Consider the following 23,295-nt stretch of genomic DNA (forward strand, 5'->3'; position numbering starts at 1 on the left):
ACCGCCGGGTCGAGATCACCGGCCCGACCGATCCGAAGATGGTCATCAACGCGCTGAACTCCGGCGCCAAGGTGTACATGGCGGACTTCGAGGATTCGACCGCGCCGACCTGGCGCAACCTGGTCGCCGGCCAGCGCGCGCTGGCCGAGGCGGTGGCCGGGACGCTGACCTTCACCGCGCCGGCCGCGCGCGACGGCAGCCCGGGCAAGCGCTATACGTTGCGGCCCTACGAGGAGCAGGCGGTGCTGATCGTGCGCCCGCGCGGCTGGCACCTGGACGAGAAGCACGTGCTGGTCGATGGCCAGCCGCTGGCCGGCGGCCTGTTCGATGCGGCGCTGTTCGCCTTCCACAACGGCCGCGCGCTGCAGGCCAAGGACCGCGGTCCGTACCTGTACCTGCCCAAGCTGCAGTCGATGGAGGAAGCGGCACTGTGGGAGACCGCGCTGGCCCACATCGAGGATATGCTCGGCCTGCCGCAGGGCCAGATCAAGGTCACCGTGCTGATCGAGACGCTGCCGGCGGTGTTCGAGATGGACGAGATCCTGCATGCGCTGCGCGGTCGCATCGTTGGCCTGAACTGCGGCCGCTGGGACTACATCTTTTCCTACCTGAAGACCTTCCGCCGGCATCCGGACCGGGTGCTGCCCGAGCGCGGCCAGGTGACCATGACCCAGCCGTTCCTGAAGGCCTACTCGGAACTGCTGATCCGCACCTGCCACCGCCGCGGCGCGCATGCGATGGGCGGCATGGCCGCGCAGATTCCGATCGGCCACGACGAGGCGGCCAACGAGCAGGCGATGGCGCGGGTGCGCGCGGACAAGCTGCGTGAAGTCACCGCCGGCCACGACGGCACCTGGGTGGCGCACCCGGCGCTGATCCCGATCGCCCGTGCGGTGTTCGACGAACACATGCGCACGCCGAACCAGCACGCGGTGCGCCGCGATGACGTGCAGGCCGACCGCGACACGCTGATCGCCCCGTCCACCGGCACCATCACCCGCGCCGGCTTCGAGGGCAACATCGAAGTGTGCGTGCGCTACCTGGCGGCGTGGCTGGACGGCAACGGCTGCGTGCCGATCCACCACCTGATGGAGGACGCCGCTACCGCCGAGATCAGCCGCAGCCAGCTGTGGCAGTGGCTGCACGTGGGCGGCCTGCACCTGGACGACGGCACCGCCATCGACTTCGCCCTGTTCGACGCCTGCCTGCGGCAGTTGCCGGCACGGCTGGGCGAGCGCGCGCTGCTGCCGGGCGGGGCGCGCGTGGACGAGGCCATCGCGCTGCTCGACCGCCTTACCCGCGACGAGGAGTTGGCCGACTTCCTCACCTTGCCGGCCTATCAGTTGATTGATTGAAGCCGGGAGTGGGGAGTCGGGAATGGGGAATCGTGAGAGCGATGTCCCTGCGTCTGATCCCTGCCGAGCCTTCCAAGCTCGTTATCCGGCACACCCCCACCGTTTCATCGCTGCATCCATTTTTTCGAGGAGAACGCCAGATGAGCACCACGCTGCAGACCGCCGAACAGATCCAGCGCGACTGGGACACCGATCCGCGCTGGGCCGGGATCACCCGCAACTACACCGCCGCCGACGTGGTGCGCCTGCGCGGCACGGTGCACGTGGAGCATTCGCTGGCCCGGCTCGGCGCTGAGAAGCTGTGGAAATACCTGCACGAAAAGGATTTCGTCAACGCGCTGGGCGCGCTGACCGGCAACCAGGCGATGCAGCAGGTCAAGGCCGGGCTCAACGCCATCTACCTGTCCGGCTGGCAGGTCGCCGCCGACGCCAACCTGGCCGGGCAGATGTACCCGGACCAGTCGCTGTACCCGGCCGACTCGGTGCCGGCGGTGGTCAAGCGCATCAACAACACCCTGCTGCGCGCCGACCAGTTGCACCACGCAGAGGGCAAGGACGAGATCGACTTCCTGCAGCCGATCGTGGCCGATGCAGAGGCCGGCTTCGGCGGCGTGCTCAATGCCTTCGAGCTGATGAAGGCGATGATCGAGGCCGGCGCGGCCGGCGTGCACTTCGAGGACCAGTTGGCCTCGGTGAAGAAGTGCGGACACATGGGCGGCAAGGTGCTGGTGCCGACCCGCGAGGCGATCGAGAAGTTGAACGCCGCGCGCCTGGCCGCCGACGTGATGGGCGTGCCGACGCTGCTGGTGGCGCGCACCGATGCCGAGGCCGCCGACCTGGTGACCAGCGACATCGACCCCAACGATCGCCCGTTCACCACCGGCGAGCGCACGGTCGAGGGCTTCTTCCGCACCCACAAGGGCCTGGACCAGGCGATCAGCCGCGGCCTGGCGTACGCGCCCTACGCCGACCTGATCTGGTGCGAGACCGGCAAGCCGGACCTGGAGTTCGCGCGCAAGTTCGCCGAGGCCATCCACGCCAAGTTCCCCGGCAAGCTGCTGGCCTACAACTGCTCGCCCAGCTTCAACTGGAAGAAGAACCTGGACGACGCCACCATCGCCAAGTTCCAGCGCGAGATCGCCAGCTACGGCTACAAGTTCCAGTTCATCACCCTGGCCGGCTTCCATGCGCTGAACTACTCGATGTTCAACCTGGCGCACGGCTACGCGCGCCGGCAGATGAGCGCCTTCGTCGAACTGCAGGAGGCCGAGTTCGCCGCCGCCGACCGCGGCTTCACCGCGGTCAAGCACCAGCGCGAGGTCGGCACCGGCTACTTCGATGCGGTGACCCAGGCAATCCAGCAGGGTCAGTCCTCGACCACCGCGCTGAAGGGCTCGACCGAGGAAGAGCAGTTCCATGGCGAGAAAGCGGCCTGACCTGCAGCCAGGCGCGCCGATCAATCGCCCCTCCCTGGCAGGAGGTGGGAAGCCCGGGTTCGCCCGGGCTTTTTTTCATGCGCTGCCGTCGGCGGAACGGCGCTGTCTACGGCGTGCGACAGATCGCCGCAGCGGCGGCTTGCGAGGTCTCTTGCAGGGGCGAGATTGCCTGTGAAACGTATCGTGAGCGCGGCGTGTAGGTGCTATGCTCCACGGACAGGGCCAGCGACGTCACATTAGGGGGCCGGATGAGCTGCGACAGCGCCGCATCCACCGCACGCGGCACAATTTCCAACGCTGCGGTCGCTCCGAAGCCGAACGAGCTGGCGGTGCTGACCGCCGCAGAATTGCGTCTGTTTTCCGAGTTCGGTCGCGCCCGGACGGTGCGCGCCGGCGATGTGCTGTTCCGCCGTGGCGACGGCGGCAGCGCGATGTTCGTGATCACCAGCGGCGTGATCGATCTGGATTTCGGCGAGGACCTGGTGGTCAAGCACCTCGGCCATGGCGAGTTCTTCGGCGAGCTGGGCCTGCTGATCGGCAACCACATGCGCAGCGCCGACGCGCTCGCCGCCAGCGACGGCGCCCTGGTGGAACTGGACCACGACGACTTCCAGCGCCTGGTCGAGCGCGACCCGGGCGTGGTCGCCTACTTCCTGCGCCGCACGATCATGCGCGTGGTGATGAACGAGCAGACCCTCATCCGTCAGCTGCGCCGGCGCAACCGCGACCTGGAAGCGGCGCTGGACAACCTCTACGCCACCACCCACCAGCTCAGCCAGACCGAGGAACTGGTGCGGACCGACGAACTGACCGGCCTGCACAACCGCCGCGGACTGATCCTGCGCCTGCAGGAGTGTCGCCGCGATGGCCGCTCGCCCGGCCCGGGCCTGCTGCTGATCGACTGCGACCGCTTCAAGCACATCAACGACGCCCACGGCCACCTGGTCGGCGATCGCGTGCTGCAGAACGTCGCCAACATCCTGCGCTCGGTGGCCGGGCCGGACGACACGGCGTGCCGCCTGGGCGGCGACGAGTTCTGCCTGCTGGTGGCCGCCGGCACGGTCGAGGACCTGCGCCGCATCGGCGAGTTCGTGCTCGCCACCGTGCAGAACCTGCTGGGCGTGCCGCACCCCGCGCCGCACATCTGCCCGGTCAGCATCGGCATCAGCCGGGTCGATCCGCATTCGGACTGGAACGACTGGTACGCCAACGCCGACGCGGCGCTGTACGAAGCCAAGCGCCAGGGCGGCAACCGGCTGTACTGGCACGACCTCGCCTCCGCCCCCTGCTGAGTCACCGCGTCCCTGCCGAGCCGCCGCCATGACCGATGCCACCGCACCACAGCCCGAGGTCCCGCAGCTTCGTACCCTGCTGCTGACCGACCTGTGCGACTCGGTGGCGCTGGTGGAAAAGCTCGGCGACGCCAACGCCGCCGAGCTGTTCAAGCGGCACGACTCGCTGGTGCTGGAACTGCAGCAGCGCTGGCGCGGCCGCCTGATCGACCGCTCCGATGGCCTGCTGTTGCTGTTCGAACGACCCATCGACGGCCTTGGTTTCGCCCTGGACTACAGCCGCGGCCTGCACGCGCTGGGCACGTCGCGCGCGCTCGACCTGAAGGTGCGCGCCGGCCTGCACGTGGGCGAAGTGCTGACCTGGCGCAACAGCGACGCCGCCGTGCAGGTGGGCGCCAAGCCGTTGGAGGTGGAAGGCCTGGCCAAGCCGACCGCGGCGCGGCTGATGACCCTGGCCAGGCCCGGGCAGATCCTGCTGTCGGCGGTGGCCGAGTCGCTGACCCACCGCGCCGCGCGCGAGCTGGGCGAACGCGGCGAGCGCCTGCTGTGGAAATCGCACGGCCGCTGGCGCTTCAAGGGTGTGCCGACCCCGCTGGAGATCTACGAAGTCGGCGAGATCGGCCACACCCCGCTGCGCGCGCCCAAGCCCACGCCCAAGGCCTGGCGCGACATCCCGCTGTGGCGGCGGCCGGCGGCGCTGGCGGCGGAAGCGGCGCTGATCGCCGCGTTCGCCGTCGGCGCCTGGTTCGTCACCCGCCCGCAGCCGGCCATCGCCTTCGCCGAACGCGACTGGGTGGTGGTGGGGGATTTGCGCAATCTGACCGGCGACGTCGCACTGGACGACTCCCTGCAGCAGGCCTTCCGCATCAGCCTGGAGCAGTCGCGCTACGTCAATGTGCTCAGTGATCTGAAGGTGCGCGACACGCTCACGCGGATGCGCCGCGATCCGGAGCACACGCCGCTCGATCGCGCCACAGCATCGGAGATCGCGCAGCGCGACGGCGCGCGCGCCGTGCTGCTGGCCACGGTGTCGGAGGTCGGCGGGCGGGTGCGGGTGAGCGCCGAGGTGGTCGATCCGCGGACGCAGGCGACCGTCTATGCCGAGTCCCGCGACGGCCGTGGCGCCGGCTCGGTGCTGGCGTCGATCGACGCGGTCACCGCATCGCTGCGCGAGCAGCTGGGCGAAGGCGAGGACGTCATCAGGAAGAATTCGCCTCCGCTGCCGAGCGTCACCACCAGCAGCCTGGACGCCCTGAAGGCCTATGCGATCGCGATGAAGTACTTCACCCGGCGCGACTTCCGGACCGCCGATCAGTACTTCGCCAAGGCCGCGGAGATCGACAAGGACTTCGCGCTGGCCTACATGGGGTCGATGCGAGTCGAGATCTCCACTGCCAACAATCGCGCGGCGCTGCAGTACCTGGCCAAGGCCATGGCCCTGCGCGACCATCTTTCCGAGCGCGATGCGTTGTACCTGGACGCCTGGGCGAGCGAACTCGGCCCGCATCCGTGGCGGCAGGCCAAGCAGAAGTGGAAGATGCTGTCGGAACTGTATCCGGACTACTACGCCGGCGCGGCGCAGTTCGCGTGGGACGAGTTCACCGAGGGCAATTACGCTTCAGCCGAGCATAGCGTGCAGAAGTTCGCGGTGCCGCAGAATCCGCTGCGCGACGTGGCGGTGGAACTGCAGGGTCGCATCTACCTGGCGCAGGGCCGGTATGGCGACGCGCTGAACGCCTTCAAGCAGGCCGAGGAACTTGGCGGCTATCCGGCGACCCGGCGCCATGCTGCGGCGTTCGCGGCGATGAAAGACTATCCGGCGGCTGGCAGGATCATGGCGGCGCTGGCGGCATCGGGCTCGGCATTGACCGACCGCTTCGAACAGATTTCCATTCCGCTGGACCAGGGCCGCTTGGGCGATGCCGCCGCCGCCGCGCGGGCCGCCGTAGCGGCGTCGGCGGATGCGGAGCCGGTGATTCGCTATCCCTTGCAGATCGCGCAGCAGGCGGTCGCCTTCGTTACCGATCCGCGGACGGTGGACAGGGCCTTGTTGGCGCGAATCGCCGGCGAAGCGCTGGAGCGCGCGGTCCACGGTGACGCCGGCGATCGCGACGACCTGATCATCGTGGCGATGTCGGCGATCCGCCTGGCGCAGCGCAGCGGCGACCGAACGTTGTATGACGCGCACGCCACGCAGCTCGCGTCCCTGGTCGCGGAGTCGGGCTTTCCGCCGATGACCAAGCTGCTGTCCTTGCTGCAGGCGCAACAGCTCGTCGACAGCGGAACTCCCGCGCGTGCGGTCGCTCTGTTACGCGAGCAGATCGATGGCAGGGAGCCGTACCAGCTTCACGTCAGTCTGCGCGATGCCTTGCTCGCGGCCGGCGAGAAGAAGCAGGCCATGGCCGAAAACGACTGGCTGGTCGCGCGTCGCGGGCTGGCGTACATCGAACCGATCGGTGGGCTGGTGCTGCAAGCGATGAATGTCGCCGACGCGAACCTGGCGGTGGTGAGTACCACGGAAATCCTGGCCAGCCTTGGCCAGACCGACCAGGCGCGGCAGAAGGCGGAAACCTTCCGACGCGCCTGGGCGGGACAAGCGCTACCGAACTATCTGGCGGTCAGGCTGGCGACGACGGAACCCGCCTCGAAACAGTGAACGACCGTGTGCGTACCCTCGGCGGTGAGGTAGGCCAGCAGCAACTCCAGGGCTTCTTGGATTTCTTCCTTGCTCGCCAGGTCCGACGTGCACAGGCAGGTCGGCTCCTCCAGCGCGGCGGCGACGCGTTGCTCGGAAAGGCCCAAACTACGCAGCGCCGCGCCCGGATCCTGCGCGAACAGCGCGCGGAAGTCGTCGTCGGTGGACAGAAGCGTGAGCAATTGCTGGGCGGTGGCGAGATCGAAGGGCGGATGCCCCTGCGGCTGATCGGTCATGGTGTAGTCCCCTGTTTCGATATTAGTGGACATGCGATGTACGCATGGCGGCGGTGCGGTTGCCTCGGGCGCTGCCAGCAGCGATCGGGTCCGCGACGGTATCCTAGCAGTCCAGCATTTCTCCAACGTGGCCAATCGATGCAGCACTTACGCAGGGCGGAAACGAGGGATTCATGCGCGTGAGGCGTTGCGCAGTACTGTTCGTCGAGGCGCGGGAACATGTGGCGTTCGACATGACCAGCCTGCTTCGTGGTGGTGCCGGATTGCGTCGCCGGCTGGCCTGGGTCGCCCTGGCGCCGCATCTGGATAGTGAGCTCGAACTCGACGCGGTCGCCCTGCCGTTGCTCGGCCAGGTCAGTCCAACGGAATGGGTCGAGCGCGCACAACTGGTTGACCATGCCGATGATGCGATCGAGCGGGCGCTCAAGCGCGGCCTGCTGATCGGCGACGACGCAGGTTCTGCGGCGTTTCGCGAACGCGACGAGGCATTGCGGTCCGCGCATTGGTGGCCGGCCGCCGCCGTGGCGCACTGGGCGAGCCGTTGGCAGGGCATCGATGGGGTGACCGCGATGGAGCGCAACGGCATGGTGTCCGCCCCCGATCTGCGCCGCAAGCTGGGGGCGCCACCGCCCGAAGTGCAGGAGGTCGATTCCAGTCTCGCCAGGATTCCGCTGCCGCGGCTGGACGACGGCGCGTTCGAAGCCATGCTTGCGCGTCGCGTCACCTGCCGCAACTACGACGTTGCGCGCATGCTGCCGAATGCGCTGTTCCTGCGGATGTTGCAGCGCGTGCTGATGGCGCGGGCGACGCTGAAGGTCCAGGACGACACGGTGTTCCTGAAGAAGAACGTGCCGTCCGCCGGCGGTCTGCACCCGACCGAAGCCTACCTGCTGATACGCCGGGTGGAAGGAATCGAACCCGGCCTGTACCACTACCACCCTGTGGATCACGCGTTAACGCAGCTGCCGTGCCCGGGACCGGACATCGATACTTTCGCGAGGGTGGCGCTGGCCGGGCAGCATTGGTTCGCCGGCGCTCACGTGATGGTCCTGCTGGCACCGCGATTCAACCGGACGTTCTGGAAGTATCGCCAGCATGCCAAGGCCTATCGCGCGCTGACCCTGGACGTCGGCCACATCTCACAGGCGCTCTACTTCTCGGCCACGGATCTGGGGTTGGGCGCGTTCGTCACCTCTGCCATCAATGATGTCGATCTCGGCAAGGCGCTGGACCTGGATCCGATGCGCCAGAGCGTCATGGCGATCTGCGGCTTCGGCTGGCGCTCCGAGCACGCAGCGACGACCGAGTTCGATCCGGCGTGCGATGTCTGGGCGGCGGGGCCGACTTCGAGGCAAGCATGATCCCGTGCGACGACGCAGTCAGTCGACGTCGACAGGTCTCTTCCAATGCTTCAGCAACGGCCCCTCCGCCCCGAGCAATGGATCGCTGCTTGGAAAAGGCACATTGGCGATCCGTTGCAGCATATCGGCCGTAGGCGCTTCCCGGCAGATATCCCAATCCTGCCCGTCGGGATAGGCGCCGACGACCATGAAGTCGGCGCTGGCCGACAGCCGGCAATGGCCGGTGCCGGCCGGCAGCAGCAGGGCGTCGCCGGCCGCGAGCGTGATCTCGATACCGCCCGGGCCGCCGAGCAGCACACGGGCGTTGCCGCGGGCGACGCCCAGCACCTCGTGCGCGGTGGAGTGGTAGTGGTGGTAGTCGTAGATGCCGTCGCGCCATTGCGGCGGCCAGCCGTGCGCGGCGAAGCGGCGTTCGAAGCCGTCGGCGTCGAGGGTGCCGACGCACTGCCGGTAGTGCAGCACCGGCAGGAACGGATGGTTGGGCACCCAACCGTGTGGCGGCAGTTGCCAGTGGTCCAGTGACATCGGCGGATCTCCTGCATGGCCGTTAGCAGTTCGATGCTAATCGGCCGATGTCGTCGCCATGTCGGCACGCGGGACGGCGTGCGGCGTGACCGCGCGCTGCGCCGTGCCGCCACGATCGTCCCGGCCGGGCCTCAATGCAGTGAAACGCTTTCCACATCGTCGCGCTGGTGCCTGCCCAGCCGCCCGACCATCGCCGCACTGTCCGGGTTCAGTCCCAGCACCTGGACCTGCGCGCCGTGGCGGCGGAATTTCATCACCACCTGGTCCAGCGCGCCGATGGCGCTGATGTCCCAGACGTGCGCGTCGCTCAGGTCCAGGGTGACCCGCGCCGGCGCGTGGGCGAAGTCGAAGGCGCCGGCGAAGCCGCCGGCCGAGGCGAAGAACAGTTGGCCGCGGATGCGGTAGGTGTGGCCGCCATCGGCGTCCTCGCTGTGCGCGATGTGCAGCATGCGCCCGACCTTGCGCGCGAAGAACAGCGCCGACAGCAGCACGCCGGTGAGCACGCCGCGCGCGAGGTCGTGGGTGGCCACGGTCACCGCGACGGTGCCGAGCATCACCACGCTGGAACTGGCCGGGTGGGTGCTCAACTGCGCCAGCGAACGCCAGCTGAACGTGCCGACCGAGACCATGATCATCACCGCCACCAGCGCGGCCATCGGGATCTGCCGCACCCAGGCGCCGGCGAACACCACCAGCAGCAACAGCACGCTGCCGGCGACCAGCGCGGACAGGCGGCCGCGCCCGCCGGACTTCACGTTGATCACCGATTGCCCGATCATCGCGCAGCCGGCCATGCCGCCGAACAGGCCGCTGACGATGTTGGCCACGCCCTGGCCCACGCATTCGCGGTTCTTGTCGCTGGGCGTGTCGGTCATGTCGTCGACGATCTGTGCGGTCATCATCGACTCGAGCAGGCCGACCACGGCCATCGTCGCCGCGACCGGGAACACGATCCGCAGCGTTTCCAGCGTCCACGGCACGGCCGGCAGCAGCAGGCTGGGGAGGCGATCGGGCAGTTGTCCCTTGTCGCCGACGGTGGGCACGTGGATGCCGAAGTACAGTGCCAGCCCGGTCAGCAGCACGATCGCCACCAACGGCGGCGGCACGGCCAGGCCGCGCGTCCAGCGGTGCCCTAACAGCAGCGCCGCGGTGCCACCCACGGCGACCGGCAGCAGCATCCACGGCGCCATGCTGCCTGCGGTCAAGGCGGCGCCCAGCACCAGCAACCACAGGCCGATGCCGGGAAAGCTGCGCCGCGACAGCCAGGGCAGGCCGTAGATCAGCAGCAGACCCAGCGCGACCAGCGGGTAGACCGGGACGGGCACGCCGATCAGTTCGGGCAGTTGTGCCATGAAGATCAGGATCGCCAGCGCATTGACGAAGCCGGTGATCACCGAGCGCGAGACGAAGCGCATCAGCGCGCCGAGCTTGAACAGCCCGGCCAGGATCTGCAGCACGCCGGTCAGCAGCGTGGCCGCGAGCAGATAGGGCACGCCGTGCTCTTTGACCAGGCCGATCATCAGCAGCGCCATCGCGCCGGTGGCGGCGGAAATCATGCCGGGGCGCCCGCCGGCGAAGGCGATGGTCACGCAGATGCAGAAGGCGGCATAGAGGCCGATTTTGGGATCGACGCCGGCGATGATCGAGAACGCGATCGCCTCGGGAATCAGCGCCAATGCCACGACCAGGCCGGCGAGCACGTCGCCACGGAGATTGCCGCACCAGGACTGGCGCAGGGAAGAGGAAAATTTCAAGGTAAACGCTCCCGACACCGCCCTGTCGCAGGGCAGCGCTCGCTGTATGCAATGGAAAACCAACAACTTGCGGCCTGCCGTCGAGGCGGGCCGATGCAAGCTGCGGGTGTCAGGGTGGCGTCATGGGAAGCGCGTAGTGAGAGAGCGGCGCGAGCAGGCGCGCGGCCAGTATACGCGATGGCTGCCGCCGCGCCCGCTGTGACCGCCTGTACGCTGCCGCTGTCGCTGCCGCCGCACGACTCACGTTGCGCTCACTTTCGCCGCGCAGAATGTGCCGATCGCAATGCCGTATCGTGGAGTCGGCCATGCAGGATCTTCGCATCGATCATGTCGATGGCGCCTTGTCCGCCCTGGACCAGGCCGACCCGCAGTACAAGGCCGCGCTGTGGCAATGGGCGTGCCTGGAAATGCTGCACGAGACGCTCACTGCCATGCACCAGCTCTCGCACCGCGCCGGCGTGGCCGAACTGGTCGCCGACACCTGGCTGGCCCCGGTCGACGTCATCGCCCCGGAGCAGCCCTTCCTGGAGCGCGCCGCGCTGGCCGATCCGCGCGTGCAGGCCTTCGCACTGGCACTGAATGCGGCGGCATCGCGGCAGTCGCGCGCCGACTTGTGGCGCAGCGGCTATGCCAGCGCGGTGCAGGCCACCTTGCAGGGCATGCAGGCGCTGGCCGGCAAGCACCGGATCGATGCCCGCTTGCCCACCCACCATGCCACGGCGACGGCTGCGGCCTGAGCACGGTGTCGACCACAGCGTTCGTGCGCTGCTGCGCTGACGATCGACCGTGATGACGCTATTGCTCGCACTGGCTGTGTGCTCGCACTGAGTCGTCTTTACCGCAAGCGCGAAGCGCATCGCCGACGCGATGACGCGGTTGACCGGACGCGGCCGGCCCTTGTTTTCGCGCGATGACACACGCACCACATCGCGTTCACCCCCATGCGACAGCCCGCGCGACAGCCTTGCGCCATGCGTCACGACGACCGCCACTCTGCGGCCCCTCCTTCCGCGTCCGCGCACCAGCATCGACGCGCGCGCGATGCCAGCGGCACGTCCGAAGCCGCTGCCTGGTGGCGGCAACTGCGCGGCAGCCGCTGGCTGCGCGTGATTGCCGCGCTGCTGGCGCTGGCCGTGGCCGCCGTGTTGCTGCTGCAGTGGTACGCCCATGGCTGAGGCAGCGCGTCTTTCCGATCCGCACGGAGCGTTCCGCATGGCCCGATCCACCGTGCATGCCAATGTCCGCGCCTGCCAGGTGCGGGAGACCGTGTCCGGGGGCCACGAGGCAGCCACGCATGCCTGGGTGGTCGCCGAAGTGGGGCGGCTGATGCACCTGCCCGTGCACGACGAGCACTGTGCCGCCGGTGCGGGTGCGTTCTGCGTGCCCGACGACACCCTGACCACCGCGCAGGCCGAGCAGATCGGCGTGCACGCGGCGGCCGATCTGCTGGGCGGTGTGGTGCCGTACGCCTTCGTCGCCACCAAGGCGATCAGCCATCCGCTGATCGAGAGCAATGCGCAGTCACCTGACGGGTGGCAGCCCGACCTGGGTGCGGCACTGGCGTCCGCCACGCTGCCGGGCTACGCCGCCTTCAGCGCTGCCGATGCCCGACGCGCGTACGCGCGCTTGTGCGACGGCGGCCCGGTGCGGCTGAAGCTGCCGCACGGCGTCGGTGGGCTCGGGCAGGTGCTGCTGGGCGACGCGCAGGCGCTGGATGCGGCGCTGGCGACACTGCCCGCGCACGCGTTGCGGGAGCATGGGGTGGTGCTGGAACGGCACCTGCAGCAGCCGACCACCTTCAGCGTCGGCGAAACCCACTGCGCCGGCGTGACCATCGCCTACTGCGGCACGCAGTCGGTCACTCGCGATGGCAGCGGCCGCGAGGCGTACGGCGGCTCGGAACTGCAGGTGATCCGCGGCACCCTCGACACACTGCTGGAGCAGCCGTTGCCGCCGCGCCAGCGCACCGCGGTGCTGAAGGCACGCGACTACGACCGGCTGGTGGCTGCGGCCTATCCGGGCTTCTATGCGTCGCGCCGCAACTACGACGTGATCGAGGGGCTGCTTGCCGATGGCAGCATCGCCTGCGGCGTCCTTGAGCAGTCCTGGCGCGTCGGCGGCGCCACGCCGGCGGAACTGGCCGCGGTCGCTGCGTTCCAGCAGTCGCCGACGCTGCAACGCGTGGTCGCCGCCACCGTCGAGCGCTATGGCGCGCATCCGCCGCCGCCGGCCGGGGCGCAGGTGTACTACGTGGGCGAAGAGCCGCGCACCGGTCTGCTGACCAAGTACCGCTACATGCGCAGCGTGACCTGACCATGGAAGCCGAACTTTCCAGCATCGACATCCCGGTCGACGGCGCGGCGCTCAGCGGCACCTTGCTGACTCCGACCAGCCGCCTGCCCGGCGTGCTGTTCGTGCACGGCTGGGGTGGCAATCAGCATCACAACCTGGTGCGCGCGCGCGAGGCGGCCGGCCTGGGTTGCGTGTGCCTGACCTTCGACCTGCGTGGCCACGAAGGCCTGGCCACGATGCGCGAGACGGTGACGCGCGCGCAGAACCTGGACGACATCAAGGCCGCCTACGATCGCCTGGCGGCGTCGCCGCACGTGGATCCGGACGCGATCGCGGTTGTGGGGCTGAGCTACGGCGGCTACCTGGCCGCGTTGCTCACGCTTGAGCGGGCGGTGGAGTGGCTGGCCCTGCGCTCGCCGGCGCTGTACAAGGACGCGCACTGGGATGGTCCGAAAGTCGCGCTGAACCGCGATCCCGATCTGATGCCCTACCGCAACCGCGTGGTGACGCCGGCGGACAACCGCGCCCTGGCGGCCTGCCAGCGCTATCGCGGCGATGTGCTGCTGGTGGAGGCCGAACGCGACACCATCGTGCCGGGCCAGGTGCTGCACAACTACGCGGCAGCGTTCTCCAACGCGCGCTCGCTGACCACGCGCATGATCGCCGGCGCCGATCACGCGCTGACCGAGAAGGCGCACCAGGCCGCCTATACGCGCCACCTGATCGACTGGCTGACCGACATGGTGATCGGGCGCCGCGTGGCCCTGGCCAGCCGCGTGGTCGAACAGCGCAAGCAGCGCCTCAAGCGCAGCGAGGGCGAGGCGGCGACGGCGCCCGGCAAGGGATCGAACGCGTTCCATGGGCGCCTGGAAGCGAAGGAGCACAGCGCCTCGCCACCCGCTTCGTCGCGTTGAGGCGCATGCGGTGCCGGATGCGTGCAACAGCAACACGCGGCGCACGCCGCGGTGTGCCGAGCGCGCGATGGGCTGCTATCCGGTTGTCGCCGCTGCGCCGGGAGACGGCGCCTCGGGGGCGCCTTCCATCGCGACCGAAGACGCAGCGTAGCAGCAGCGTGCGCCGCGACAGGCATTCTCGGTAACGCCCGTCGCGGCTGAAGCCGATCCTACGCGGGCAACGACGAGATGCCCCGCTGCGCGAGGCGCTCCTCAGTGACAACGCCCCGAATGCGCCAGGTGCTGCCAGGCATGCCGCACCAGCCAGCGCGCCTCGTCCCACGGCACCGACAGCATCGGCGCGCACTGGTGATAAGCGTCCTGCAGCACGCGGTACAGCTGCGCCTCGTTGGCGCGCGGGTAGGCCAGGTACACGTCATAACCGATCTTCAGCAGTTGCGCGTAGTCGGCGAAGCCCTGGCGGCCGAGACGGCCCTCGGCATGGGCCTGCTGCCAGTACGCCATCTCGGCGTCCAGATCGATGCTGACGCGAGCGTGGGTCGGTTGGTCAAGCGCGGAGACGGTGTGCATCACATCACCCCGGTGTCGACGGAACCCCTGTGGGCTGGATGCTAACCCGGGACTGAACGTCCCCTGTGAGCATTGCGTTTACCGGGCGTGAAGACTCGAGGCGACGTGGCGGCGGATCCAAGGTCCTGGGATGGCTTGCTCCCTTCGCGAGTCCAAGCAATCCGTATCGCGGTTGCTGTCACCCCGCCCATGGGCGTGCCGCCATGCCCCGCCACAGCGCCGCCCGCCATGCTGCACTGCAGCTTGCGCCGAAATAATGATGATCTATAACTATTATCAGTCCTAAGTGATCCGCTCTCTCCCCCCTCCCCATGCAGGCCTATCCATGAGCAGCTACCAAGACCGCTGGCAGACCGTCCAGGTCGAGATCGACGCAGGCATCGCCTGGGTCACCCTGAACCGTCCGGACAAGCGCAACGCGATGAGTCCCACCCTCAATCGCGAAATGATCGACGTGCTGGAGACGCTGGAGCTGGACAGCAGCGCCGAGGTGCTGGTGCTGACCGGCGCCGGCGAATCCTGGTCGGCCGGCATGGACCTGAAGGAATACTTCCGCGAGACCGACGGCAAGGAAGAGATCGTGCAGGAGCGCATGCGCCGCGACTGCTCGCAGTGGCAGTGGCGTCTGCTGCGTTTCTACAGCAAGCCGACCATCGCCGCGGTCAACGGCTGGTGTTTCGGTGGCGCGTTCTCGCCGCTGGTCGCCTGCGACCTGGCCATCGCCGCGGACGAAGCGGTGTTCGGGTTGTCGGAGATCAACTGGGGCATCCCCCCGGGCAACCTGGTCAGCAAGGCCGTCGCCGACACCATGGGTCACCGCAACGCCATGCTCTACATCATGACCGGGCGCACCTTCACCGGCACCGAGGCGGCGCAGATGGGCCTGGTCAACGCCAGCGTGCCGCGCGCGCAGCTGCGAGAGGAAGTGACCAAGCTGGCGCAGGAACTGCAGCAGAAAAACCCGGTGGTGCTGCGCTTCGCCAAGCACGGCTTCAAGCGCTGCCGCGAGCTGACCTGGGAGCAGAACGAGGACTACCTGTACGCCAAGGTCGACCAGTCCAATCACCGCGATCCCGAGAAGGGCCGGCAACAGGGCCTGAAGCAATTCCTGGACGACAAAACCATCAAGCCCGGTCTGCAGACCTACAAGCGCTGACCCGTCGCGTCGCCTGCGGCCCCGCGGGGGCCGCGGCGGCGTTGCCGCACGCCGTGCCGTCTCTCTCCCCCGGATGGTTCCGATGAATGCCGCTGAGTCCGTTGCCACCGCCGCGCGCTACCGTCCTGTCGGACTGAGCCACGCGGATACCGAGGTCCACCGCGATGCCGACGGCGTGCTGCGCCTGCGCGCGCGCGAACCGCTGGCGCCGCTGCCCAGGCACCTGCTGCAGCGCCTGCAGCACTGGGCGCTGCACACCCCCGATGCCACCTTCGTGGCGCAGCGCGACGACGCCGGGCAGTGGCGGCGCCTGAGCTACGCGCAGATGCTCGAGCGCACCCGCCGCATCGCCGCGCATCTGCTGGACATGGGCCTGTCGGCACAACGGCCGCTGGCGATCCTGTCCGGCAACGACCTGGAGCACCTGCAGCTCGCGTTCGCGGCGATGTACGCCGGCATCCCGTACTGCCCGGTGTCGCCGGGCTATGCGTTGCTGTCGCGCGATTTCGCCAAGCTGCGGCATGTGGCCGAGGTGCTGCGCCCAGGCCTGCTGTTCGCCAGCGACGGCGAGGCGTTCGCCCCGGCGATCGCTGCCGTGTTCCCCACCGATGTACCGGCGGTGTGCGTGCGCGGCACCCTGCGCGATCGCGCCTGCCTGCGCTTCGAGGAACTGCTGGCGCCGCGCGCGCTGGACGCCGCCGATGCCGCCTTCGCCGCCTGCGGCCCGGACAGCATCGCCAAGTTCCTGTTCACCTCCGGCTCCACCCTGCTGCCCAAGGCGGTGATCACCACCCAGCGCATGCTGTGCGCGAACCAGCAAATGCTGCTGCAGACCTTCCCGGTGCTTGGCGAGACGCCGGTGCTGGTCGACTGGCTGCCGTGGAACCACACCTTCGGCGGCAGCCACAACATCGGCATCGCGCTGTACAACGGCGGCAGCTTCTATCTGGACGACGGCAAGCCGACCCCGGCGCTGTTCGAGCAGACCTTGCGCAACCTGCGCGAGATCGCGCCCACCGTGTACCTGAGCGTGCCGCGCGGCTGGGAACAGCTGGCGCAGGCGCTGGAACAGGATGCGGCGCTGCGCGAGACCTTCCTGTCGCGCATGCGCATGTTCTTCTTCGCCGCCGCGGCGCTGTCGCAGGAAGTCTGGGATCGCCTGGAGCGCATCGCCGAGGCGCACTGCGGCGAGCGCATCCGCATGCTCGCCGGCCTCGGCATGACCGAGTGCGCGCCGTCGTGCACCTTCACCCACGGCACCAGCAATACCCCCGGCGACGTCGGCGTGCCGGCGCCGGGCTGCGAGGTCAAGCTGGTGCCGGTCGGCGACAAGCTGGAAGCACGCTTCCGCGGGCCGCACGTGATGCCGGGTTACTGGAACGCGCCGCAGCAGACCGCCGAGGCCTTCGACGAGGAAGGCTTCTACCGCTCCGGCGACGCGCTCAAGCCGATCGATCCGCAGCATCCCGAGCGCGGCCTGTTGTTCGACGGCCGCCTGGCCGAGGACTTCAAGCTGTCTTCCGGCGTGTTCGTCAGCGTCGGCCCGTTGCGCACGCGGGTGCTGATGGAAGGTGCTGCGTACGTGCAGGACGTGGTGGTCACCGGTGCCGACCGCGACGCCATCGGCCTGCTGCTGTTCCCGCGGCTGGACGCGTTGCAGGCGCTGTCCGGTCTGCCGGCGCAGGCCGAGACGGCGCAGGTGCTGCAGGCGCCGCCGGTGCGCGACTGGCTGCAGCGGTTGCTCGACACGCTCAACCGCAGCGCCACTGGCAGCGCCAGTCATGTCGCGCGCGCGGCGTGGCTGGAGCAGCCGCCGAGCCTGGAGGCCGGCGAAATCACCGACAAGGGGTCGATCAACCAGCGCAACGTGCTGCGCGCGCGCGCGGCGTTGGTCGAGCAGTTGTATGCCGGTACCGCGCCGGGCGCGGTCGCGGCGCCGCCGTCATGACCGGACCGCCCGACCGCGCCACCGGATAGCCGGATCGCGCTTCTTCGCACCACTGGCTTCGAGACTTGGGAGGGAATCGATGACTGTGCCTCTTGCGCGCGCGCGGCGTGCGCCCCGTACCGTGTGCCTGGCAATGTTGTGCAGCGTCGGCTGCGCCCAGGCCGATGCCGAACCCAACGGCCCGCAGGGCAAGCTGCTGGCCGATCAGGAAGACTATTCGGCGCTGGCCGAGCGTCCGCGCCAGGGCTGGGAGAAGTGGAAGTACCTCCCGCTCGGCGACGGCTGGCTCAGCCTCGGCGGCGAGAGCCGCACGCTGTACGACTACCGCGAGCACGCCGGCTTCGGCCGCTTCGCCACCGATCCGCACGGCTATGCGCAGCAGCGGCTGCGCTTGTGGGCCGACTACCGGCCCTCGGCCTATGTGCGCCTGTTCGGGGAACTGGCCGACAGCCGCGTCGCCGGCCTGCAGACGCGGCCGGTGCAGGCCACCGACCGCAACCCGCTGGACCTGGCGCAGGGCTTCGTCGAACTGTCCGACGGGCAGAAGGCGCCGGCCTGGCGCCTGCGCGCCGGCCGCCAGCAGATCGCCTACGCCTGGCAGCGCCTGCTCGACCCGCGCGATCCGGCCAACTCGCGCATGCCGTTCGATGCGGTGCGGCTGCTGACCCGGCAGCCGCGCTGGAGCGGCGGCCTGCTGTGGGGACGCCCGGTGCTGACCCGCACCGGCAGCTTCGACGACCGCAGCAACCGCGACCAGCGCCTGTGGGGCGCGCACGCCGAAGTGCCGCTGTCGCCCAGCCAGCCGAAGGCGGCGCTGCTGGAGACGCTGTACCTGGACACCGTGCAGGACGGGCGTCGCTATGGCGGGGTGGTCGGCGAGGAGCATCGGCACACCTTGTCCACGCGCCTGAGCGGCGCGGTGCAGGGCTGGGACTACGACTTGGAGCTGATCGGCCAGCGCGGCCATTTCGCCGGCCAGCGCGTGCGCGCCTGGCAGGGCACGCTGTTCGGCGGCTATACCTTCGCCACGACGACGTGGACGCCGCGCCTGGGCTGGCGCATGGAGGTGTCTTCCGGCGACCGCGATCCGCGCGATGGCGAACTGAACACCTTCAATGGCCTGTACGCGCGCGCCTCGGTGTTCGACGGCAGCATGATCAGCAGCAACGTGCGCGCCATCGGCCCGGAACTGGTGCTGCGTCCCAGCGAGCGGCTGTGGATCGACATGTACGTGCTCAAGCTGCAGCGGCAGAGCCTGCACGACGGCGTGTACGCGGCCGGCTGGCGGGTGCTGCAGCCGGGCGACGCCAACGACGCGCGCGACATCGGCACGCGCTCGGTGCTGTGGGTGAAGTATCGCTTCAACGCCTTCGCCAGCCTGGACGTGTACGCCCACTACACCCAGGCCGGGCCGTTCCTGCGCGAGGGACCGGTGCGCGGCCGCGACTACTTCTACATCGCCCCCTTCCTGACCCTGCGCTTCTGAGCCGGAGCCTTTCCATGCGCGATCCGCTGCCATCGTCTGCGCCGTACCGCCCGCTGTATGCGTGGTACGTCACCATCGTGCTGTTGCTGGCCTACACGCTGTCCTTCGTCGACCGGCAGATCCTCGGATTGCTGGTGCAGCCGATCAAGCGCGACCTGCAGCTGTCCGACTCGGCCTTCAGCCTGGTCCATGGCTTCGCCTTCGCGGTGTTCTACACGCTGATCGGGGTGATGCTCGGCCGCGTCGCCGACCGCCGCAACCGTCGCAACCTGATCGTGCTCGGCGTGGTGGTATGGATCGCGGCGACCGCCGCCGGCGCCTACGTCACCAGCTTCTTCACCTTGTTCCTGGCGCGGGTGTTCGTCGGCGTCGGCGAGGCCTCGCTGTCGCCGGCGGCGTACTCGATGCTGGCCGACTACTTCCCGCCGGAAAAGCGCGCGCGGGCGATGAGCGTGTACACCTCCGGCGTCTACATCGGCTCGGCGGCGGCGTTCATCGTCGGTGGCCTGGTGATCGCGGCCACCAGCAAGGAGAGCACGGTGGTGCTGCCGCTGCTGGGCAGCTTCCGGCCCTGGCAGGCGGCCTTCATCCTGGTCGCGCTGCCCGGGTTGGCGGTGATCGCGCTGATGGCCACGGTACGCGAGCCGGCGCGGCGCGAGCAGGCCGCCGCGGTGCCGAGCGTGCGCCCGGACCTGAGCCACCTGCGCGACAATGCGCGGGTGTACGTGGCGCTGTTCCTGGCCAACGGCGTGATCGCGATGATCACCTTCGGCATCACCGCCTGGTTGCCGGCCACCTTCATCCGCCGCTGGCAGTGGACCCCGGGCGAGATCGGCCCGGCCTACGGCATCATCATCCTCACTTTCGGCATCGCCGGCATGCTGTTCAGCGGCTTTCTGGCCGACCGCCTGGCGGCGCGCGGCAGCCGCGACGCGGCACTGAAGATCTCGCTGGTCGGCGCCGTGCTGCTGGTGATCAGCAGTGCGCTGTTCGCGGTGGCACCAGGGCCGTGGCCGGCGCTGGCGGCGATCGCGCTGACCACGTTCGTGCTGGGCATGCCGGTGGCGCTGGCGCCGGCGATCCTGCAGGCGGTCACCCCCAATCGCCTGCGCGGCCAGGTCACCTCGATCTACCTGCTGCTGGTCAACCTGATCGGTCTGGGCCTGGGGCCGTACCTGGTGGCGCTGGGCACCGACCACGTACTCGCCGACGAGCGCCAGGTCGGGCTGTCGCTGGGCGTGGTGTGCATGGGTGCGGCGCTGCTGGGCGCGCTGTGCCTGTGGACCGCCGCCGCGCCGTACCGGGCGCTGCTGCGGCGCGTGGACGCTGCGTTGTGACCATGCGCGGCCATGCCCCTACAATGCAATGGCGACGGCACCGCCGGCCGGCGCCGACGGATGCGTGCGCAGCCGCCGTGACCTGGCCGCAGGACGCCCCATGCAGGAAGCGCAGTGAGTTCGAAACCGAGTCCCGAGATGTCCAACAGCGCGTTGCCCGCCGATCCGCACACGGCGGACAGCGTGGACCAGCGGCGCCTGACCAGCCTGATCGGCTACCGCATCACCCGCACCGAACTGCAGGTGCGGCGGCTGTTCCAGGACTGCGTACGCGCCTTCGAGCTGAAGCCGGTGGAGTATTCGCTGCTGGTGCTGGTGGACGCCAATCCCGGCATCAACCAGCGGCAGCTGGGCGAGGTGCTGAGCGTGTCGCCGCCGAACCTGGCGATCGTGGTCGCGCGCCTGGTCAAGCGCAAACTGCTGCGGCAGGTGCGCGGGCGCCAGGACCGGCGCATGCAGCATCTGCATCTGACCGCCGCCGGCACGGCGCTGCTGGCGCAGGCCGAAGCCGAAGTAGTGCGCATGGAGCAGCAGCTCGGCACCGCGCTCGGCGCGACCTCGGCACGCGCGCTGCTGCAGGCGCTGGACCGGCTGGACGCGCTCGACCGCCTGTAGCGGCCCCCTGCGGCGCGGCTGGTTCTTGCCGTCCGCCCTTCTTTCTCGCTGATTCCCGACCCGCCGCCAGCGTCCCGCTGACTGCGTGCGTCGCCGCGTGGTCGCGCCCTGCGCGCGATGCGTGTTCGCGTTCCTGTCCCCCCGCACCCCGCCGTTCCCCTTTCGCTTGGAGTGCCTGCCCGTGAAGCGTGTCCGCTACCGTGTCCCCTCGTCGCCGCGTGCCCGTGCGCGCCTGTCTCTGTTCGCCGTGCTGGCCATCGCCTGGGTCGCCCCGGCGGCCGCGCAATCGGTGCCGCAGAGCGCCACCTTGCCGACCGGCATCAATACCGGCGGCACCAGCTTCTTCGACGGTTTCAGCAAGCCCAACCCGGGCTGGACCGCGATCCAGTACCTGCGCCGCTACGACTTCGACGCGATCAAGGACGCGCACGGCGACGACGTGCCGGTGTTCCGCGATCCGCACATCGGCTCCTCGGTGTGGGTGACCCAGGTGGCCTACCTCAGCGACTACAAGCTGTTCGGCGGCTCCCTCGGCATCACCGCACTGGCGGCGCTGGTCGATCTGGATACGTCGTTCGCGTACGACAGCCCGGTGGCGCTGCGCGACAACGGCGCCGGCCTGGGCGACCTGACCATCGGCCCCTACCTGCAGATGGCACCGGTGATCCGCAATGGCCGCCCGGTGTTCTCGCAACGCTTCGAACTGGATGTGCTGGCGCCGATCGGCAAGTTCGACCGCAACCGCGACGTCAACCAGGGCGCGGGTTACTGGTCGGTGCTGCCGAGCTGGGCCTTCAGCATCCTGCCGACGCCGCGCTGGGAAATCAGCGGACGGCTTAACTACATTTACAACTTCCGCGCCGACAAGGCCTCCAACGTGCCGCAGGGCGACGGTTTCGTGTTCCGCAACGGCCAGGCCGGCGACGCCGCCTGGCTCAACTTCGCCAGTTCGCTGGAAGTGGTCAAGGACCTGCACCTGGGCATCAACGGCTACTACCTCAAGCAGTTGCGCGACAACCGCACCAATGGCGAACGCGTCGCCGACAGCAAGCAGACCCAGTTCTACCTGGGCCCCGGCCTGTCCTGGCGGATCGACCAGAAGAACATCTTCAACGCCAACTTCTACATGCCGGTGGAGGTCAAGAACGCGCCCTCCGGCCACAACGTCAACGTCCAGTACATCCACGTCTTCTGACCAACTTCGCAACGGACACGCGCTGCCATGAACCTGCACAACAAGACAATCCTCGTCACCGGCGTAGCCTCCGGCATCGGCGCCGAGGTCGCGCGCCTGGCGCGCTTCCACGGCGCCACCGTGATCGGCATCGACCGCCAGCCGGTCAACATGACCCTGCACGGCTTCCACCAGGCCGATCTGGGCGACCCGGCCTCGATCGACGCGCTGGTGGCGCAGCTGCCCGAGCGCATCGATGCGCTGGCCAACATCGCCGGCGTGCCCGGCACCGCGCCAGTGGACGTGGTGGCGAAGGTCAACTACCTGGGCCTGCGCCACCTCAGCCAGGCGTTGCTGCCGCGCATCGTGCCCGGCGGCAGCATCATCAACATCGCCTCCATCCTCGGCGCCGAGTGGCCGCAGCGGCTGGACCTGCACAAGCAGCTGGCCGCCGCCGACAGCTACGCCGCCGGCAGCGATTGGCTGGCGGCGCATCCGGTGCCGCAGGCGACCTGCTACCAGTACTTCAAGGAAGCGCTGATCGTGTGGACGCTGCTGCGCTCGCGCGACTGGTTCGCCGCGCATTCGGTGCGGGTCAACAGCGTCGCGCCCGGTCCGGTGTTAACGCCGATCCTGGGCGATTTCGTCACCATGCTCGGGCCCGAGCGGGTCCAGGCCGATGCCGGCAAGATGAAGCGCCCGGCCTATGCCGACGAGGTCGCCGAAGCGGTGGTGTTCCTCGCCTCCGATGCGGCGCGCTGGATCAACGGCGTCAACCTGCCGGTGGATGGCGGCCTGGCCGCCACCGCCCTCTGAACCACTCTTTCTTCCTCTTTCCACGAGAGCAAACAGCATGCACAGCACCGAACCTCTGGCCGCCGCATCCACCTGGAGCGAGCGCATCTTCAACGGCGAGTGGGTCGCCGCCCAGGGCGGCGTCCTCGAGGTGATCGAACCGGGCAGCGGCACGCCGCTGCATCGCGTCGGCCAGGCCAATGCCGCCGACGTGGCCGCGGCGGTGGCGCAGGCGCGCGAGGCGCAACGCGCCTGGGCGGCCACGCCGCCGCGCGAGCGCGCGGCCGTGTTCCATCGTGCAGCGCAGGTATTGCAGCAGCATGCGGCCGCGGCCGCGGCGCTGATCGCCCGCGA

21 protein-coding genes are annotated in these 23,295 nt (G+C 69.1%); 17 read left to right on the forward strand and 4 right to left on the reverse strand.

The genetic code is table 11. The features are described from left to right. From aceB to D183_RS0105215, 4 genes are all read left to right on the forward strand, one after another. Positions 1–1,355 (forward strand): malate synthase A (gene aceB, locus D183_RS0105200; RefSeq protein WP_017908066.1); only part of this gene is annotated, 1,355 nt, incomplete at its 5' end. A 140-nt stretch (positions 1,356–1,495) separates the two neighbouring features. Next, positions 1,496–2,791, forward strand: a complete 1,296-nt coding sequence (gene aceA, locus D183_RS0105205; protein WP_017908067.1) for an isocitrate lyase — start codon at positions 1,496–1,498, stop codon at positions 2,789–2,791. A gap of 248 nt (positions 2,792–3,039) precedes the next feature. Further along, positions 3,040–4,083, forward strand: coding sequence for a GGDEF domain-containing protein (locus tag D183_RS0105210; protein ID WP_017908068.1), 1,044 nt, complete (start codon positions 3,040–3,042; stop codon positions 4,081–4,083). A gap of 28 nt (positions 4,084–4,111) precedes the next feature. After that, positions 4,112–6,739 (forward strand): putative peptide modification system cyclase, encoded by a 2,628-nt coding sequence (locus D183_RS0105215; RefSeq protein WP_017908069.1) that lies wholly within the window; start codon positions 4,112–4,114, stop codon positions 6,737–6,739. Here the strand turns inward: D183_RS0105215 and D183_RS0105220 are convergent. Then, a complete protein-coding gene (locus D183_RS0105220; RefSeq protein WP_026144210.1) occupies positions 6,691–7,014 on the reverse strand; it encodes an NHLP-related RiPP peptide in 324 nt (107 codons plus the stop codon). The genes D183_RS0105215 and D183_RS0105220 overlap by 49 nt on opposite strands. A gap of 173 nt (positions 7,015–7,187) precedes the next feature. Between D183_RS0105220 and D183_RS0105225 the strand changes: the two genes are divergently transcribed. Next, complete coding sequence (locus D183_RS0105225) at positions 7,188–8,375, forward strand: putative peptide maturation dehydrogenase (protein WP_026144211.1); 1,188 nt, start codon at positions 7,188–7,190, stop codon at positions 8,373–8,375. Positions 8,376–8,393: 18 nt separating this feature from the next. On the opposite strand, the gene D183_RS0105230 is transcribed toward D183_RS0105225, so the two are convergent. Further along, complete coding sequence (locus D183_RS0105230; protein WP_017908072.1) at positions 8,394–8,900, reverse strand: cupin; 507 nt, start codon at positions 8,898–8,900, stop codon at positions 8,394–8,396. Positions 8,901–9,031: 131 nt separating this feature from the next. Beyond that, entirely contained in the window at positions 9,032–10,654 is a 1,623-nt protein-coding gene (locus D183_RS0105235) for a SulP family inorganic anion transporter (protein WP_026144212.1), read from the reverse strand. A gap of 305 nt (positions 10,655–10,959) precedes the next feature. Between D183_RS0105235 and D183_RS0105240 the strand changes: the two genes are divergently transcribed. The 4 genes from D183_RS0105240 to D183_RS0105255 all read left to right on the forward strand — a co-directional run bounded on the left by D183_RS0105240 (position 10,960) and on the right by D183_RS0105255 (position 13,860). Next, entirely contained in the window at positions 10,960–11,391 is a 432-nt protein-coding gene (locus tag D183_RS0105240; protein WP_017908074.1) for a hypothetical protein, read from the forward strand. Positions 11,392–11,625: 234 nt separating this feature from the next. Further along, the gene (locus tag D183_RS0105245; RefSeq protein WP_017908075.1) at positions 11,626–11,829 is read left to right on the forward strand and encodes a hypothetical protein; all 204 of its coding nucleotides are present in this window, start codon (positions 11,626–11,628) and stop codon (positions 11,827–11,829) included. 37 nt (positions 11,830–11,866) lie between these two features. Next, positions 11,867–12,967, forward strand: a complete 1,101-nt coding sequence (locus tag D183_RS0105250; protein ID WP_017908076.1) for a DUF3182 family protein — start codon at positions 11,867–11,869, stop codon at positions 12,965–12,967. A 2-nt stretch (positions 12,968–12,969) separates the two neighbouring features. Next, positions 12,970–13,860 (forward strand): alpha/beta hydrolase family protein, encoded by an 891-nt coding sequence (locus D183_RS0105255; protein ID WP_017908077.1) that lies wholly within the window; start codon positions 12,970–12,972, stop codon positions 13,858–13,860. Between the two features lie 252 nt (positions 13,861–14,112). Here the strand turns inward: D183_RS0105255 and D183_RS0105260 are convergent, their stop codons facing one another. Then, entirely contained in the window at positions 14,113–14,430 is a 318-nt protein-coding gene (locus D183_RS0105260; RefSeq protein ID WP_017908078.1) for a hypothetical protein, read from the reverse strand. Positions 14,431–14,755: 325 nt separating this feature from the next. On the opposite strand from D183_RS0105260, the gene D183_RS0105265 reads away from it, so the two are divergent. The 8 genes from D183_RS0105265 to D183_RS0105300 form a co-directional block, all read left to right on the forward strand. Then, positions 14,756–15,586 carry a p-hydroxycinnamoyl CoA hydratase/lyase gene (locus D183_RS0105265; RefSeq protein ID WP_017908079.1) on the forward strand — a complete coding sequence of 277 codons (831 nt, stop codon included), beginning with the start codon at positions 14,756–14,758 and terminating at the stop codon, positions 15,584–15,586. 82 nt (positions 15,587–15,668) lie between these two features. After that, positions 15,669–17,534, forward strand: coding sequence for a feruloyl-CoA synthase (locus tag D183_RS0105270; protein ID WP_017908080.1), 1,866 nt, complete (start codon positions 15,669–15,671; stop codon positions 17,532–17,534). A 79-nt stretch (positions 17,535–17,613) separates the two neighbouring features. After that, positions 17,614–19,020 carry an alginate export family protein gene (locus D183_RS0105275; RefSeq protein WP_232757217.1) on the forward strand — a complete coding sequence of 469 codons (1,407 nt, stop codon included), beginning with the start codon at positions 17,614–17,616 and terminating at the stop codon, positions 19,018–19,020. 14 nt (positions 19,021–19,034) lie between these two features. Further along, positions 19,035–20,357, forward strand: a complete 1,323-nt coding sequence (locus tag D183_RS0105280) for a spinster family MFS transporter (protein WP_017908082.1) — start codon at positions 19,035–19,037, stop codon at positions 20,355–20,357. Positions 20,358–20,495: 138 nt separating this feature from the next. Further along, positions 20,496–20,972 (forward strand): MarR family winged helix-turn-helix transcriptional regulator, encoded by a 477-nt coding sequence (locus D183_RS0105285; RefSeq protein WP_017908083.1) that lies wholly within the window; start codon positions 20,496–20,498, stop codon positions 20,970–20,972. Between the two features lie 175 nt (positions 20,973–21,147). Further along, positions 21,148–22,167 (forward strand): transporter, encoded by a 1,020-nt coding sequence (locus D183_RS0105290; RefSeq protein ID WP_026144213.1) that lies wholly within the window; start codon positions 21,148–21,150, stop codon positions 22,165–22,167. A gap of 27 nt (positions 22,168–22,194) precedes the next feature. Beyond that, entirely contained in the window at positions 22,195–22,962 is a 768-nt protein-coding gene (locus D183_RS0105295; RefSeq protein WP_017908085.1) for a coniferyl-alcohol dehydrogenase, read from the forward strand. Positions 22,963–22,999: 37 nt separating this feature from the next. Continuing rightward, on the forward strand, positions 23,000–23,295 hold a 296-nt coding region (locus tag D183_RS0105300), incomplete at its 3' end, for an aldehyde dehydrogenase family protein (protein WP_026144214.1).

Source organism: Xanthomonas sp. SHU 199 (assembly GCF_000364665.1).
Classification (GTDB): domain Bacteria; phylum Pseudomonadota; class Gammaproteobacteria; order Xanthomonadales; family Xanthomonadaceae; genus Xanthomonas_A; species Xanthomonas_A sontii.

Excerpts from the sequence above, each read along its gene's own strand:
- aceA (WP_017908067.1), top strand. The coding sequence starts at position 1,496 with ATGAGCACCACGCTGCAGACCGCCGAACAGATCCAGCGCGACTGGGAC.
- D183_RS0105210 (WP_017908068.1), top strand. The coding sequence starts at position 3,040 with ATGAGCTGCGACAGCGCCGCATCCACCGCACGCGGCACAATTTCCAAC.
- D183_RS0105215 (WP_017908069.1), top strand. The coding sequence starts at position 4,112 with ATGACCGATGCCACCGCACCACAGCCCGAGGTCCCGCAGCTTCGTACC.
- D183_RS0105220 (WP_026144210.1), bottom strand. The coding sequence starts at position 7,014 with ATGACCGATCAGCCGCAGGGGCATCCGCCCTTCGATCTCGCCACCGCC.
- D183_RS0105225 (WP_026144211.1), top strand. The coding sequence starts at position 7,188 with ATGCGCGTGAGGCGTTGCGCAGTACTGTTCGTCGAGGCGCGGGAACAT.
- D183_RS0105230 (WP_017908072.1), bottom strand. The coding sequence starts at position 8,900 with ATGTCACTGGACCACTGGCAACTGCCGCCACACGGTTGGGTGCCCAAC.
- D183_RS0105240 (WP_017908074.1), top strand. The coding sequence starts at position 10,960 with ATGCAGGATCTTCGCATCGATCATGTCGATGGCGCCTTGTCCGCCCTG.
- D183_RS0105245 (WP_017908075.1), top strand. The coding sequence starts at position 11,626 with ATGCGTCACGACGACCGCCACTCTGCGGCCCCTCCTTCCGCGTCCGCG.
- D183_RS0105250 (WP_017908076.1), top strand. The coding sequence starts at position 11,867 with ATGGCCCGATCCACCGTGCATGCCAATGTCCGCGCCTGCCAGGTGCGG.
- D183_RS0105255 (WP_017908077.1), top strand. The coding sequence starts at position 12,970 with ATGGAAGCCGAACTTTCCAGCATCGACATCCCGGTCGACGGCGCGGCG.
- D183_RS0105260 (WP_017908078.1), bottom strand. The coding sequence starts at position 14,430 with ATGCACACCGTCTCCGCGCTTGACCAACCGACCCACGCTCGCGTCAGC.
- D183_RS0105265 (WP_017908079.1), top strand. The coding sequence starts at position 14,756 with ATGAGCAGCTACCAAGACCGCTGGCAGACCGTCCAGGTCGAGATCGAC.
- D183_RS0105270 (WP_017908080.1), top strand. The coding sequence starts at position 15,669 with ATGAATGCCGCTGAGTCCGTTGCCACCGCCGCGCGCTACCGTCCTGTC.
- D183_RS0105275 (WP_232757217.1), top strand. The coding sequence starts at position 17,614 with ATGACTGTGCCTCTTGCGCGCGCGCGGCGTGCGCCCCGTACCGTGTGC.
- D183_RS0105280 (WP_017908082.1), top strand. The coding sequence starts at position 19,035 with ATGCGCGATCCGCTGCCATCGTCTGCGCCGTACCGCCCGCTGTATGCG.
- D183_RS0105285 (WP_017908083.1), top strand. The coding sequence starts at position 20,496 with ATGTCCAACAGCGCGTTGCCCGCCGATCCGCACACGGCGGACAGCGTG.
- D183_RS0105295 (WP_017908085.1), top strand. The coding sequence starts at position 22,195 with ATGAACCTGCACAACAAGACAATCCTCGTCACCGGCGTAGCCTCCGGC.